Genomic DNA, 14081 nt, shown 5'->3' with positions numbered 1-14081 from the left:
ACTCAGTCGTGATGCCGGAGCCGTTTGGCCGGCAGATCTTCAATGATGCAGCAAAGGCCGTCGCGGCCTTGCAGGCGCTCTACGACCGCAACACCAAATTCCTGCGCGATTCGTTTACGGCGCTCGCCGCAGGCGGCGACAACAACAAGCGCTACCGGGCGTTTTATCCGGAGGTCGGCGTCACCACGACTTCGTTCACCCAGATCGACTCGCGGCAGGCTTACGGCCATATGCCGACGCCCGGGCATTTCTCGACCACCATAACCCAGCCCGCCCTTTTCGAACGCTATCTCATCGAGCAGCTTCGCCTGATCATGCGCAATCACGGCGTTCCGGTCACGGTTTCGGAATCGACGACGCCCATCCCGCTGCACTTCGCGTTCCTGGAAGGCTCGCATGTCGACGGCGCGGCAGCCGAGCGCATCAGGCGGCCGATCCGTGACCTGTTCGACGTGCCGGATCTCGACGGCACCGACGACCAGATCGCCAACGGCACGTTCGAAGTGGCGTTAGGCGAAGCCAGGCCATTGGCGGCATTCACGGCGCAACGCATCGACTACTCGCTGCACCGGATGTCGCACTACACGGCGACCAGTCCCCAGCATTTCCAGAATTTCGTGCTGTTCACCAATTACCAGTTCTACATCGACGAATTCGTCGCCCGTGCGCACGATCTGATGGCGAAAGGCGGCGGCGGATACGTCGAATTCGTCGAGCCGGGAAACGTCGTCACCAAGGCTGGACAAAGCGCGCCCAGCCATGGCGTGGCGCCGCCGCGCCTGCCGCAGATGCCGGCCTATCATCTGAAGAAGCCGAACCATGGCGGCATCACCATGGTCAATATCGGCGTCGGCCCCTCCAACGCCAAGACGATCACCGACCACATAGCGGTGCTCAGGCCGCATGCCTGGGTGATGCTCGGCCATTGCGCCGGCCTGCGCAACACCCAGGCGCTGGGCGACTATGTGCTGGCGCATGCCTATGTGCGGGAAGACCATGTTCTGGACGACGATCTTCCGGTCTGGGTGCCGATCCCGCCGCTGGCCGAAATCCAGGTGGCGCTGCAGGAGGCGGTCGCCGAAGTCACCGGCCTTTCCGGCTACGACCTCAAGCGTATCATGCGGACCGGCACAGTAGCTACCATCGACAACCGCAACTGGGAGTTGCGCGACCAGCGTGGGCCAGTGCAGCGGCTGTCGCAGTCACGGGCGATCGCGCTCGACATGGAGTCGGCGACGATCGCCGCCAATGGCTTCCGATTCCGCGTACCCTACGGTACGCTGCTTTGCGTCTCCGACAAACCGCTGCATGGCGAATTGAAGCTGCCCGGCATGGCGACCGAGTTCTACAAGCGGCAAGTGGCACAGCATTTGACCATCGGCATCAGGGCGATGGAAAAGCTGGCCGAGATGCCGATGGAACGGTTGCATTCGCGCAAGCTCAGAAGCTTTTCGGAGACCGCGTTCCAGTAGGAGCGAGCGGCCTGCGACCCTGGTAACAGCGCGGCAGGGCATTTCGTAATCTTGCTTTGGGCTGCATTTCTGCCGATAAGCAAAGTAGATGGTACCCGTTCGAAACATGATGGCGTCGGCAGCATTCGTCGCAATGCTCGTCTTCTCGGCCGCGCTGGTGGCCGGGTTTTTCGGAACGCTGCATCCGGCCTTCGATTCCTTCGCTCATTTCCGCGTCCATCTTGCCGTGCTGATGGCGCTTTGCGCGCTGCCGCTGCTGGCGACCTCGTTTCGCCTGCAGGCGGCCACGGCGCTGCTCTTTGCAGTGGCTGCCTTTGCCACCACCTCGAACGCCCTGTCGGTGCCCCGCCTGTGGCCGGTCCAGGCAGCCTACGAAGCCGAGGCCGGCGACCAGCCCGTTTACCCCGGTGATCAGCCGATTCACCCCGGTGACCTGGCGGTCTACCGCCTGCTGCAGATGAACCTGCGGTTCAACAATGCAACGCCTGAAAAAGTCCTGTCGCTGATCGGCCGGACCCAGCCTGATGTGATCACCCTCGATGAGGTGTCCGACATGTGGAAGGCGAAGCTTGGACTTCTCGCCAGCGCCTACCCCCACCGGATCCTCTGCCCCTACCCCAATGGCGTGTTCGGCGTTGCGCTGCTGTCCAGACGGCCGTTTGCCGCCGGCACGCAACCGCGCTGCGATGGCCGCGGCGCGATGGCCATCGCGACCGTCGATTTCGGCGGAACCGACGTCGACGTCGCCGCCATGCACCTCATCTGGCCATGGCCGCGCAACCAGTCACGGCAGATCGGCGGATTGTCGGGCGAGTTCGCCTCGCTCGGCGAGACATCGATCTTGGCATGCGACTGCAATGCGGCGCCGTGGAGCGCCGCCGTCCGGCGCGTGGCAGGTCTTGGCAAGCTGACCGTGGCGCCTTCGCCGGGGCCGACCTGGCTCCCTATCAAGCTGCCGGAATTCCTGCGCTTCGCCGGACTGCCGATCGACCTTGTTTTCAGCAAGGGCGCGGTTTTCGTCCATTCGGTGTCGAGGCTGGAAAACACCGGCTCCGACCATCTTCCGCTGATGGTGGAGTTCTCGCTCAGGCCGGAACAGAAGAAGCCGGTCGATGAACACGAAACCGCGACGGCATCGGTGAGACAGAACGGCAGGACCCAAAGCTGAGTTACTGCTTGCGCAACAGCGCCCTGATGAGGTGCTCGACATGGCCGCCGTCGCGATGCTCGCGCGCGTCGAAGGCGTTCTGTTTCGCCTCGTATTCGGCATAGACGGCCTTGATCCGGCGCCTCGCCTCGCGGTGCGTCTTGCTGCAAAACAAGTTGTCGGCGAACTCCAGTCCAGTGATCGATCTTTCGGTCGCCCGCATCATTGCCCTGGCGATGCGGCCATGGTTATGCTCGTGCGCACGAACGCCCGCGAAAAACCGCTTCCAGCGCTTCTGCAGTGCCGGCGTCGCGGCCGAGGCCAAACGCGGCAAGGTGTAGGTGAGATCGAGCGTGCCATTGGCCTGCCGCAGACGGCAGACACCACCCTCCCTCGTGACGTCGAGGTCCCAATCTACGGTATAGGCGGCCAGCGCGATGGCGTGCGTCATGAAGCCGTGCCGCTTCGGACCGTTGCGGTCCATGGCCTCGATCAGGGCAGCGCCCGTGGTTCCAGTGATGTCGTAGGTCCGGGTCTTGACCAGCACCTTCGTGTCAGCCAATGCCGACGGTGCGAAGCCGCACAAGCCGCCAATCGCCGCAAGGCACGTCAGAACCGCCAGGCGCATGGTCATCTCCCGGGTCAGAAAGAATGGAACCACAGGCGCCGCCCCGCTTCAACTTCTTTTAGACGCCGCACATATAATAGGCCTTCACGCGCCTTCATTTGATCGGCGGGCGACACGGCCGCCGGGCCGTTCTGGCTTGCTGGGCTACATGTTTTGGTAGACTGGTCCCTCTCCACCTTGTGGCGGCACCCAGGTAATGTTTCGGTTCGGATCCTTGATGTCGCAGGTCTTGCAGTGGACGCAGTTCTGCGCGTTGATGACGAAGCGCACGTCCTTCGCCGCGGGATCGGCGGCGGCGTTGCCATCCTTGTCGACCCATTCGTAGACGCCGGCCGGGCAGTAGCGTGTCGAGGGCCCGGCATAGACATCGTGCTCGGAACGCCGCTGCAGATCCATATCCGCGACCAGCAGGTGGACAGGCTCGTTTTCCTCGTGGTTGGTGTTGGACAGAAACACCGAGGACAGGCGGTCGAAGGTGAGCACGCCATCCGGCTTCGGATAGGAGATCTTCTTATGCCTGGCGGCCGGCTCCAGCGTCGCATAATCGGCCTTGCCGTGCTTCAGCGTGCCGAAAGGCGAGAACCCGAACAGCGAATTCAGCCACATGTCGAGACCGCCGATGCCGACGCCGACGACGGTGCCGAAGCGCGACCACAACGGCTTAACGTTGCGCACCTTCTTCAAATCCTTGCCGATGTCGGTTGCCCGCCATGCCGCCTCGTAAGAAGCCAGTTCGTCATTGGCGCGGCCGGCGCCGATCGCCTCGGCGACATGCTCGGCCGCCAGCATTCCGGAGAGCACGGCATTGTGCGAGCCCTTGATGCGCGGCACGTTGACGAAGCCGGCAGCACAACCGATCAGCGCGCCACCGGGGAAGGACAGTTTCGGCACCGACTGCCAGCCGCCCTCGGTGATGGCACGGGCGCCATAGCCGAGCCGCTTGCCGCCCTCGAATGTGGCCCTGATCGCCGGGTGGGTCTTGAAGCGCTGGAACTCGTCGAACGGCGACAGGTAGGGGTTCTTGTAGTTGAGGTGGACGACGAAGCCGACCGCCACCTGGTTGTCCTCCAGATGGTAGAGGAAGGAGCCGCCGCCGGTCTTCATGTCGAGCGGCCAGCCGAAGGAGTGCTGGACAAGGCCCGGCCGATGGTTCTCCGGCTTGACCTGCCAGAGCTCCTTGAGACCGATGCCGTATTTGCCGGGCTCGCGGCCGTCGGAAAGATGATATTTGGCAATCAACTGCTTGGCCAGCGAGCCGCGCGCGCCCTCGCCGATCAGCACATATTTGCCCATCAGCGCCATGCCCGGCGCGAAGCCCGGGCCATGCGTGCCATCCTTCTCGACGCCCATATCGCCGGTGACAACGCCGGTGACCGCGCCCTCGTCACTGTAAATGAGGTCCACGGCGGCAAAGCCCGGATAGACCTCGACGCCCAGCGCCTCGGCCTTGGTCGCCAACCAGCGGCAGACATTGCCGAGCGAAACGATGTAGTTGCCGTGGTTGTTCATCAGCGGCGGCATCAGGATATTGGGCAGACGGAACGAACCGGCGGGGCCGAGGACCAGGAAATGGTCTGCGGTGACCGGCGTCTTGAACGGATGTCCCTCTTCGTCACGCCAGCCCGGCAGCAGCCGGTCGATGCCGATCGGATCGACGACGGCGCCGGACAGGATGTGAGCGCCGACTTCGCCGCCCTTTTCCAGGACGACGACGGAAAGCTCGGGATTGACCTGCTTGAGACGGATCGCGGCCGAGAGGCCGGCCGGACCGGCGCCGACGATGACCACGTCGAATTCCATGCTTTCGCGTTCGATCTCGCTCATCAACCCCTCACTGGCTGCCGCATTTGCGCATCTTGCTGGCTTATCCGCTGCATAGCGCATCAATTCGCGACGCGAAACCGGCGCTGACGTGACAATGCCGATTTCGTCAAAAGGCCGCGCATCGTACTACAAAATCGCGATTTGCGGGTCCACCAACATCGATCCGGGTCCAAAGAGAGCCGTTGCCCTGATTTTTTTTAATTGTTCGACGGCTTGCTTATCGGCCATACTTCGCACCATGCGCACATACGGGCCATCCGGCTTTTCATCGACGCGCTTTTTTTCGCCGCCCGGACGGGTTTGCCGGGCGCTCGTTTTGGCCCTTTTGCCGCTGGCGTCCGTTGGCGCCCACGCCGAGCCGCAAAGGGTCTGGGTGGCCGGAGCCTACTCCTTTTCCGACGAGCTGGGCGGCTTCCGCATCACCAGCGCCTCGGGCATCGGGACAAAGGAGGACCCGCTTGTCATCACCGAAGAGTTGAATTCGGCGACACCAGTGACACTGACGATCCGCACGACGAAGCCGATCCACCCCTTCGGCACTGCGGGCCAATTTGCCAACGGCCTCATGTATATGCGCATCGACGTGCTCAACAACAGCGGCCAGGCCTGGGTCGAGTTCCAATTCGAGCTCCAGGAGATACTCCACCGGCCGAGCGTGTTCGGCGACGGCCTGTCGTTCGACCAGCGCAACAAAACGCCTGACAACATCTGGTCGAGCAGCTTTGCCGATTTCGATCGCGACTTCGAACCCTATGACCGGCTGCTGTTCAAGAGCGGCAAGATCGACCCGTTGAAGACGGCAAAATTCGATTACCTGATCACCGACTACACACCACGCTGGACGTTCTATCTGGTGCAGGATCCGCGTATACCGTCGAGCTGAACTACTTCGTCATACTGGGTCTTCGCAACGTCTCTTCGCTCATGCTCCGCCCGACGATGACGAAATCATGAAGCATCGCGCCAATCACGATGTTGCAAATTCCTGCCGCGCGACTGAATGTGAAAGCATGACTGCCGTTTCCCGAGACAACCGACCTGATATTGCCGAGCTGCTGGCCTTCTACGCCAGCGCCGGCGTCGATGAAGCGCTCGAAGAGGAGCCGCTGAACAGGTTTGCCGAGGCTGCGTCAAAGCCGCCTGAGCGGGCGTCAGCGACAGTTACGCCGCCAACCGGTGAGAACGCAGCGCTGCCACGCTCGACAAGCCTGTCACGCGCCGGAATGGGCGAAAGGCAAGCTGCGGCGCCGGCGGTGCGCGCGCCGTCCGGTACGGCGACAGTGCCCGACGAGCAGCAAGCGGCATTGGCACGACACCTGGCGACGACGGCGGCAACCCTGGACGAACTTCGCCAGCACATGGCGGCATTCGACGGCTGCAACCTCAAATTCACCGCCAAGAACCTGGTGTTCGCCGACGGCAATCCGAATGCCGCGGTGATGCTGGTCGGCGAGGCACCCGGGCGCGACGAGGACATCGAGGGATTGCCGTTCGTCGGCCGCTCTGGCCGGCTGCTCGACCGGATGCTGGCCGCGATCGGCCTCGACCGGACCTCGGCCTACATCGCCAATGTGATTCCCTGGCGGCCGCCGGGCAACCGCACGCCGACGCCGCACGAGACCGAGATTTGCCGGCCGTTCATCGAACGGCAGATCGAGCTGGTCAATCCGAAGGTGCTGGTCAATTTGGGCGGCCCCTCGGCAAGCACCCTTCTCAACACCACAGAGGGCATCCTGCGGCTGCGCGGCAACTGGCGCGTCCACACGACCGCCGCCGGCATTGCCATCCCCGCCATGCCAACGCTTCATCCGGCCTATCTCTTGAGAACCCCCGCGCACAAGAAGCTGGCGTGGCGGGATTTTCTTGAGGTGAAGGCGAAACTGCGGACGCTGGGTTGAGGGTGAAGGGAAGAGCGGCGCTATAACCTCCCCGGTAATTGAAATGCATCTGCGGCCGGCCTAGTCATGCGCCCATGACCGCAACCCAGACTTCCGCCGGCAGCCTCATTCGCGAATGGCGCACGCGCCGGCGCATGAGCCAGCTCGATCTCGCCATGGAAGCCGAAATTTCGCAGCGGCATCTGAGTTTCGTGGAAAGCGGCCGCGCGGCACCCTCGCGCGACATGGTGCTGCATCTGGCCGAGCAGCTGTCGATCCCGTTGAGGCAGCGCAACCAGCTCCTGCTGGCCGCAGGCTTTGCCCCCAGCTTCAGCGAGCGTCCGCTCACCGATGCCTCGCTGGCGCCGGCGATGGCGGCGGTCGAGATCGTGCTCAAGGGTCACGAACCCTTCCCGGCTCTGGCTGTCGACCGGCACTGGAACCTGGTGTCGGCAAACGCCGCCATCGGCCCGTTCCTCGCCAACGTCGCCGAGCCTTCCTTGCTGAAGCCGCCGGTCAACGTGCTGCGGCTCAGCCTGCACCCGGGTGGCGTCGCGCCGCGCATCGTCAATCTGGCCGAATGGCGCGCGCATCTTCTCGACCGGCTGAAACACCAGAACGACGCTTCAGGCGACCCGGTTCTGGTCGAACTGGAGCGCGAGCTTCGGACCTATCCGTCCGGCCTGAACGGCGCACGGCCGCTGCCGGTCGAGCCGAACGCGATCGTGCACCCGCTGCGGCTTGCGCATGGCGATGCCGTGCTGTCGTTCATCAGCACCATCACCGTGTTCGGCACGCCGCTCGACGTGACGCTGTCGGAACTGGCGATCGAATCGTTTTTCCCCGCCGATGAGCAGACAAGGACCGTGCTGGTGCGATTGGCGAACGAGCGGGCCTAGCCGTCCTGATTATCCTTGTGGCGGGGTCGCCTGGCGGGTGCGGGCACGTTCAAGGCCCAGTTGCCGCTCGCGCCAGATAATGAAGATGCCGGCGGCAACGACGATCACGCCGCCGATAAGCATATAAACCGTCGGGACGTCGCCGAAGGCGAGATAGCCGACAACGATGCCAAGCAGCATCGACGTGTATTCGAAAGGCGCCACGACCGAGGCCTCGGCATGGCGATAGGCGGCGGTCATCAGAATCTGGGCGAGCCCGCCGCAAAAGCCTGCAGCAATGAGCAGGCCCGCCTGCGCCGGTGTCAGCGCCTGCCAGCCGAACGGCAGCGACAGCAACGCCAGGAGGCTCGCCGTCACCGAAAACCACAGCACGATGGTTGCCGTCGGCTCGCTCTGGACGAGGTTGCGCACCAGCAGCATGGCGACGGCCGAGATCGCTGCCGCGACCAGTGCGGCGATGACGCCGAGCACCTCCTGATCGCCGAGTGCTGCGCCCGAACCCAGCAGCGTCAGTTCCGGCCATGAGATGACCAGCACCCCGACCAGTCCGACCGCAACCGCGCTCCAGCGATAGACGCGGATCGCTTCGCCGAGGAAGATCGAACTGAACACCACCACCAGCAGCGGCTGTGCGTAGTTCAGCGCGATCGCTTCCGGCAGCGGCAGCCGAATCAGCGCGAAGAAGCCGAGCCCCATGGCGCAGACGCCGACAACGCCGCGCGCAATATGGTTGAGCGGGCGCTTGGTCGAAAATGCGGTGCCAAGTTTTCCCTGGAAGGCCAGGAAGACGACGATCGGAAAGATGGCGAAGAACGAGCGGAAGAAGACGATCTGGCCGGCCGGCACCGTGCCCGCCGCCTTGATGCAGGACGACATGGCGACGAAGACCGCCACCGACACGATCTTGAGCATGATCCCGGTCAGCGTGTTGTGCCCGCCGGGATGGTCCGTCGGGTTCACTTGGCAGCTGCTTCCTGGATCGCCGCCCAGATGCGCGCCGGCGTTGCCGGCATGTCGATGTGCCTGATGCCGCAGGCGCGATAGAGCGCATCCGTCACCGCGTTGAGCGCGGCCGGCGTCGCTCCGATCGTGCCCGCCTCGCCTGCCCCCTTGATGCCGAGCGCATTGGTGGTCGAGGGCACGTTGCGGGTCTCGAAATGGAAGAACGGCAAATCGTCGGCGCGCGGCATGGCATAGTCCATGAAACTTGCCGTCAACAGCTGCCCGTCCTCGTCATAGACCGTGTTCTCGGTCAGCGCCTGGCCGATGCCCTGGACGACGCCGCCATGCACCTGGCCGGCCAGCAGCATAGGGTTCACGGTGACGCCGAAATCGTCGACGATCGTATAGCGGACAATTTCCGTCACGCCGGTGTCGGGATCGATCTCGACCTCGCAGATGTGGGTGCCGTTCGGATAGGTGCATTCGTCCTGCACGAACTCGCCAAAGCCCTTGAGATCGTCCGGGTTCTTGGCTGCCTTGGCGATGCTCGAAAAATCGATCGTGCGGTCGGTGCCGACGATGCGAGCAACGCCGTTGGACAATTCGATGTCGTCGGCCGAGGCTTCCAGCTCATCTGCGGCGATGCGCCTGATCTTGATGGCCAGATCCTCGCCGGCGCGAGAAGCTGACACACCGCCAAGCGGAATGGAGCGCGAGCCACCGGTGCCGCCGCCGGCCTTCAGCTCGTCGGTGTCGCCCTGGCGGACATGAATGTTGCCGATGTCGAGATGAAGCTTTTCCGAGAGGAACTGCGCATAGGCGGTCGCATGCCCCTGCCCGTTGGTCTGGGTGCCGATCTTCAGCGTCACCGTGCCGTCGCCGTTCAATTCGACAAAGGCCGGTTCAGAGCCGGGAAAGGCACAGGCCTCGATATAGGTCGCCATGCCGATGCCGCGGATTTTGCCTTCCGCCTTCGACTGCGCCAGTCGCTCCGGGAACGCCTGCCACTCCGCTTGTTCGATGGCGCGGTCCATATGGCCTGCGAATTCACCGGTATCATAGAGGCGGTCGGTCTGCGTGCGGTAAGGGAACTGCTCGGGCCTGATGAAATTGCGCCGGCGGATCTCTTCGACTGGCAAGGCCAGATCGTGGGCGCAGGCGTCGACGAGCTTTTCCAGCAGGAATGCCGCTTCCGGACGGCCGGCGCCGCGGTAGGCATCGACTGGGCAAGTGTTGGTGTAGAGCCCGGTCACCGAAACGTCGAGCGCTTGGATGTCGTAGACGCCGGTCGACATGGTGACGCCGATATAGGGGATGAACGGGCCGTATTGCGAGATATAGGCGCCGATATTGGCGAGGAGATCGACCTTCATGCCGAGAAAGCGGCCGTCCTTGTCCATCGCCATCTCGGCGGTCACGACATTGTCGCGGCCTTGCGCATCGGTGAGGAAATGCTCGGTGCGGTCGCCGGCCCATTTCACCGGGCGGCCAAGGCGCCTGGCGGCCTCCAGCACCAGCGGATGCTCGCGATAGACGAAGCTTTTCGGCCCGAAGCCGCCGCCGACATCCGGCGTGATGACGCGCAGTTGGTTCTTCTTGATCTTGAAGACGTCGGCCAGGATGTACTGCATGGAATGCACGCCCTGCGAGCCCGTGGTCAGCACGAAGCGGTTCTCCTGCGTGTTCCACTCGCCGATCGCCGAACGCGGCTCCATGTAGTTGCAGACCAGCCGGTTGTTGATGAATTCGATGCGGGTGACATGCGCCGCCCTGGCGAATGCCGCCGCGGTCTTCGCCTTGTCGCCGATGTGGTAGCTGAAGGCACGGTTGGAGCCGAGTTCCGGCCAGACCAGCGGCGTGCCTTCGTCAAGCGCCGTGGCGGTGCCGGACGCGGCATCCTCGCCCTCGTATTCGACCTCGATCAGTTCGGCCGCGTCCTGCGCCAGCGCGCGGCTGTCGGCGACGACGAAGGCGACGGCGTCGCCGACATAATTGACCCGGTCGCGGCAAAGGACCGGAATGTCGCGGGTCGGCGCCTTGGTGCCGTCCGGCTGCCTCTGCATGACGCCGGATTTCAGCTTGCCGAGATGAGCAAGATCCGCACCGGTCAGCACCAGATGGACGCCAGATGCCGCCTTGGCCGCCTCGGTCGAACCGAGGGTGAAGCTTGCCTTGGCCACCGGCGAGCGCAGGACATAGCCGTGCAGGAGGCCGGCCGGTTGGATGTCGTCCGTATAGCGGCCGAGACCCTTGATGAAGGCCTGGTCCTCGCGACGCAGCACAGAGGCGCCCATGCCGAATTTCGGTGTGACGACGGTCATGGATACCTCGCGACGATGATTGGAAAACGAGTGCCTGAAATAGGCGCTGCGCCAGTTTTGTCGAGTGACGGTTTCGTGTAAAGAGCGCGTGCTTCACATTTCTTCGACCAGCGGACCCACCTGCCGCTGCGGGAATCGACAGGAAAACCAACGGAATGCGCACGGACACCGGCCAGGTCTTCAAGCTCGAAGACTATCGCCCCACCGACTATCTCATTCCGGAAACCGGCCTGACTTTCCGCCTGTCGCCGGAAGCCACGCGCGTCATCGCCGTGCTGACGGTCGAGCGCCGCGACGGCGTCGCGGCGTCAATGCCGCTGGTGCTGGACGGCGATGGCCTGACGCTCAGCCGCATCGCAATCGACGGCCAGACACTTGCGCCGGCCGATTTTTTCGCCACGCCCGATCAGTTGACGATCACCACGCCGCCTACAGCAGCCCGCTTCCAGCTCCTGATCGAAACCGAGCTGGCGCCGGCGCACAACGAAGCCCTGATGGGCCTCTATCGCTCGAGCAACGTCTATTGCACGCAATGCGAGGCCGAGGGCTTTCGGCGCATTACCTATTTTCTCGACCGTCCCGATATCCTGTCGGTCTATACGGTGCGCATCGAGGCGCCGCACCACGAGTCGCCACTGCTTCTTTCCAACGGCAACCCGGCTGGCGGCGGCGAACTTGCCGACGGCTGGCACTATGCAGTCTGGCACGACCCCTTCCCCAAGCCGTCCTATCTGTTCGCGCTGGTCGCAGGCGCTCTCGGCAAGGTCGCGGACAGCTTCGTCACATTGTCCGGCCGCGAGGTCGAGCTCGGCATCTTTGTCGAGCCGGGCAAGGAGCGGCTCGCCGGCTACGCCATGGACGCCCTGAAACGGTCGATGAAATGGGACGAGGAGGCGTTCGGCCGCGAATACGACCTCGACGTCTTCAACATCGTCGCCGTGTCCGACTTCAACATGGGCGCGATGGAGAACAAGGGCCTCAACATCTTCAACGACAAGTATGTGCTGGCCGACCAGGAGACCGCAACGGACGCCGATTTCGCCAATATCGAGGCGATCATCGCGCACGAGTATTTCCACAATTGGACTGGCAACCGAATCACTTGCCGTGACTGGTTCCAGCTTTGCCTGAAGGAAGGGCTGACGGTTTTCCGCGATCACGAATTCTCCGCCGACCAGCGATCGCGAGCGGTGAAACGCATTGCCGAAGTGCGCACGCTCAAGGCACATCAGTTTCCCGAAGACCAGGGACCGCTGGCGCATCCAGTGCGACCGCGCCGCTACCGCGAGATCAACAATTTCTACACGGCGACAGTCTACGAAAAGGGCTCGGAAGTGGTGCGCATGATCCGCACCATTCTCGGCGCCGAGACGTTCCGGGCCGGCATGGATCTCTATTTCGAGCGCCATGACGGCGAGGCTGCGACAATCGAGGACTTCATCAAGGTGTTCGAGGATGTGTCCGGGCGCGACCTCGCGCAATTTTCGCTCTGGTACCATCAGGCCGGCACGCCCAATCTGACCATCAGTTCGACGCACAATGCGGCGGCCCAGGAATTCACGCTCGAGATCGAGCAGTCGGTGCCGCCAACGCCGTCCGAAAGCCGCAAGCGGCTGATGCATATTCCGCTGGCCTTCAGCCTGGTCGGCACCGACGGCAAAGCGATAGAATATAGCGGCGTCGAGGGCGCCAGCGTCGAGGACGGCGTCATCCATATCCGCAGGCGCCGGCATATGGTGCGCTTCTCGGGCGTCGCCGAGCGCCCGGCGATGTCGCTCAATCGCGGCTTCTCGGCGCCGGTGACGCTTTCCGTCGAGCAGAGGGCCGACGATCAGTTCTTCCTTGCTGGCCATGACAACGATACCTTCTCGCGCTGGCAGGCGTTCAACACACTTTTGACCGAGGCTCTGATATCCACCTTCCGCCAGGTCCTTGACGGCAAGCAGCCCGGTTTCGCATCGCGGTTGATCGAGCTTGCCGGCAAAATAGCCGGCGACGAGACACTCGAACCGGCCTATCGGGCGCTGGCCCTGGCGCTTCCAAGCGAAGCCGATATCGCCCGTGACATCGGCAAGAACATCGACCCCGATGCCATTTTCTCGGCCCGCGAGGCGCTGACGGTCGCAATCGCCGAGGCGAATCGGGAGATATTCTCCGACCTCTACGATCGACTGACCGACAAGGACGCTTTCAGTCCTGATGCGGCAAGCGCCGGTCGCCGGGCGCTGCGCAACACCTTGCTCGACTATCTTTCGCTGCTGCAAGGAGGTGCGACGCTTGCGGCCCGGCATTTCCAGTCCGCGACCAACATGACCGACCGCGCCGCCGCATTGAGCGTGCTTGCGCTGCGCCATGGCGGTTCGCCCGAGACGGTCAAGGCGCTGGCGGAGTTCGAAGCGAAATATGCGACCGATCCGCTGGTGATGGACAAATGGTTCCATATCCAGGCCAGCGTGCCGGGCCCGCAAACCATTCATGCAGTGCGCGCCCTGACCGGCCACCCGGCCTTCTCGATGGCCAACCCGAACCGGGTGCGCTCGCTCGTCGGCACGTTTTCCAGCGCCAACCAGACCGGCTTCCATCGCGCCGACGGCGAGGGCTACCGGTTTTTCGTCGAAACGGTCCTGCAGGTCGAAAAGCGCAACCCGCAATTGGCCGCCAGGCTGGCGACGGCACTCAGATCATGGCGCTCGCTGGAACCTGCCCGGCAGGGCAAGGCAAGGGAAGCGCTGCTTTCGATTGCCAGTACCGAGAACCTGTCGGCCGATTTGCGCGACATCATTGAGCGCACGCTGGCGTAAGGTAAGTTGATATTCAGGTGATGCCGGCCTGCGAACGGCGGCTTCCTGCGCTTCCGGTGCTCACGTACCCAAAAGTACGCTCCGCTCCGGTTCTCGGAATCCACCGTTCTCGGCACGGCCTGACCTGAATCTCAACACACCTTAGAAGGTTGCCGCCCGGCACCATCGGG

General features: G+C 63.5%; 10 protein-coding genes. 6 read left to right on the top strand and 4 right to left on the bottom strand.

Annotated elements, in window-relative coordinates:
* Nucleotides 1–11 precede the first annotated feature (11 nt).
* Nucleotides 12–1472 (top strand): AMP nucleosidase, encoded by a 1461-nt coding sequence (locus AC0L28_RS10780; RefSeq protein ID WP_236371758.1) that lies wholly within the window; start codon nucleotides 12–14, stop codon nucleotides 1470–1472.
* A 106-nt stretch (nucleotides 1473–1578) separates the two neighbouring features.
* Nucleotides 1579–2640, top strand: coding sequence for an endonuclease/exonuclease/phosphatase family protein (locus AC0L28_RS10775; RefSeq protein ID WP_473477498.1), 1062 nt, complete (start codon nucleotides 1579–1581; stop codon nucleotides 2638–2640).
* 1 nt (nucleotide 2641) lies between these two features.
* Here AC0L28_RS10775 and AC0L28_RS10770 read toward each other — a convergent pair whose 3' ends face one another.
* On the bottom strand, nucleotides 2642–3247 hold the full coding sequence (locus AC0L28_RS10770) for a DUF922 domain-containing protein (protein WP_023800798.1): 606 nt from the start codon (nucleotides 3245–3247) through the stop codon (nucleotides 2642–2644).
* A 144-nt stretch (nucleotides 3248–3391) separates the two neighbouring features.
* Nucleotides 3392–5071, bottom strand: a complete 1680-nt coding sequence (locus AC0L28_RS10765) for an electron transfer flavoprotein-ubiquinone oxidoreductase (protein ID WP_473477302.1) — start codon at nucleotides 5069–5071, stop codon at nucleotides 3392–3394.
* Between the two features lie 238 nt (nucleotides 5072–5309).
* Here AC0L28_RS10765 and AC0L28_RS10760 point away from each other — a divergent pair, with 238 nt between their 5' ends.
* The 3 genes from AC0L28_RS10760 (at nucleotide 5310) to AC0L28_RS10750 (ending at nucleotide 7847) form a co-directional block, all read left to right on the top strand.
* Complete coding sequence (locus tag AC0L28_RS10760) at nucleotides 5310–5954, top strand: hypothetical protein (protein WP_128168068.1); 645 nt, start codon at nucleotides 5310–5312, stop codon at nucleotides 5952–5954.
* A gap of 127 nt (nucleotides 5955–6081) precedes the next feature.
* Nucleotides 6082–6969: a uracil-DNA glycosylase gene (locus tag AC0L28_RS10755; protein WP_473477300.1), complete on the top strand. Its 888-nt coding sequence runs from the start codon at nucleotides 6082–6084 to the stop codon at nucleotides 6967–6969.
* A gap of 74 nt (nucleotides 6970–7043) precedes the next feature.
* The gene (locus tag AC0L28_RS10750) at nucleotides 7044–7847 is read left to right on the top strand and encodes a helix-turn-helix domain-containing protein (protein ID WP_287341848.1); all 804 of its coding nucleotides are present in this window, start codon (nucleotides 7044–7046) and stop codon (nucleotides 7845–7847) included.
* A 9-nt stretch (nucleotides 7848–7856) separates the two neighbouring features.
* Here the strand turns inward: AC0L28_RS10750 and AC0L28_RS10745 are convergent, their stop codons facing one another.
* The gene (locus AC0L28_RS10745; RefSeq protein WP_084833792.1) at nucleotides 7857–8759 is read right to left on the bottom strand and encodes a DMT family transporter; all 903 of its coding nucleotides are present in this window, start codon (nucleotides 8757–8759) and stop codon (nucleotides 7857–7859) included.
* 44 nt (nucleotides 8760–8803) lie between these two features.
* Entirely contained in the window at nucleotides 8804–11110 is a 2307-nt protein-coding gene (locus AC0L28_RS10740; protein WP_473477297.1) for a xanthine dehydrogenase family protein molybdopterin-binding subunit, read from the bottom strand.
* Between the two features lie 155 nt (nucleotides 11111–11265).
* On the opposite strand from AC0L28_RS10740, the gene pepN reads away from it, so the two are divergent.
* The gene (gene pepN, locus AC0L28_RS10735; protein ID WP_473477295.1) at nucleotides 11266–13911 is read left to right on the top strand and encodes an aminopeptidase N; all 2646 of its coding nucleotides are present in this window, start codon (nucleotides 11266–11268) and stop codon (nucleotides 13909–13911) included.
* The last annotated feature ends 170 nt before the right edge of the window (nucleotides 13912–14081 follow it).

The sequence above is a fragment of the Mesorhizobium sp. WSM4847 genome, from assembly GCF_055811335.1.
This window is presented reverse-complemented; position numbering and strand designations above follow the sequence as displayed.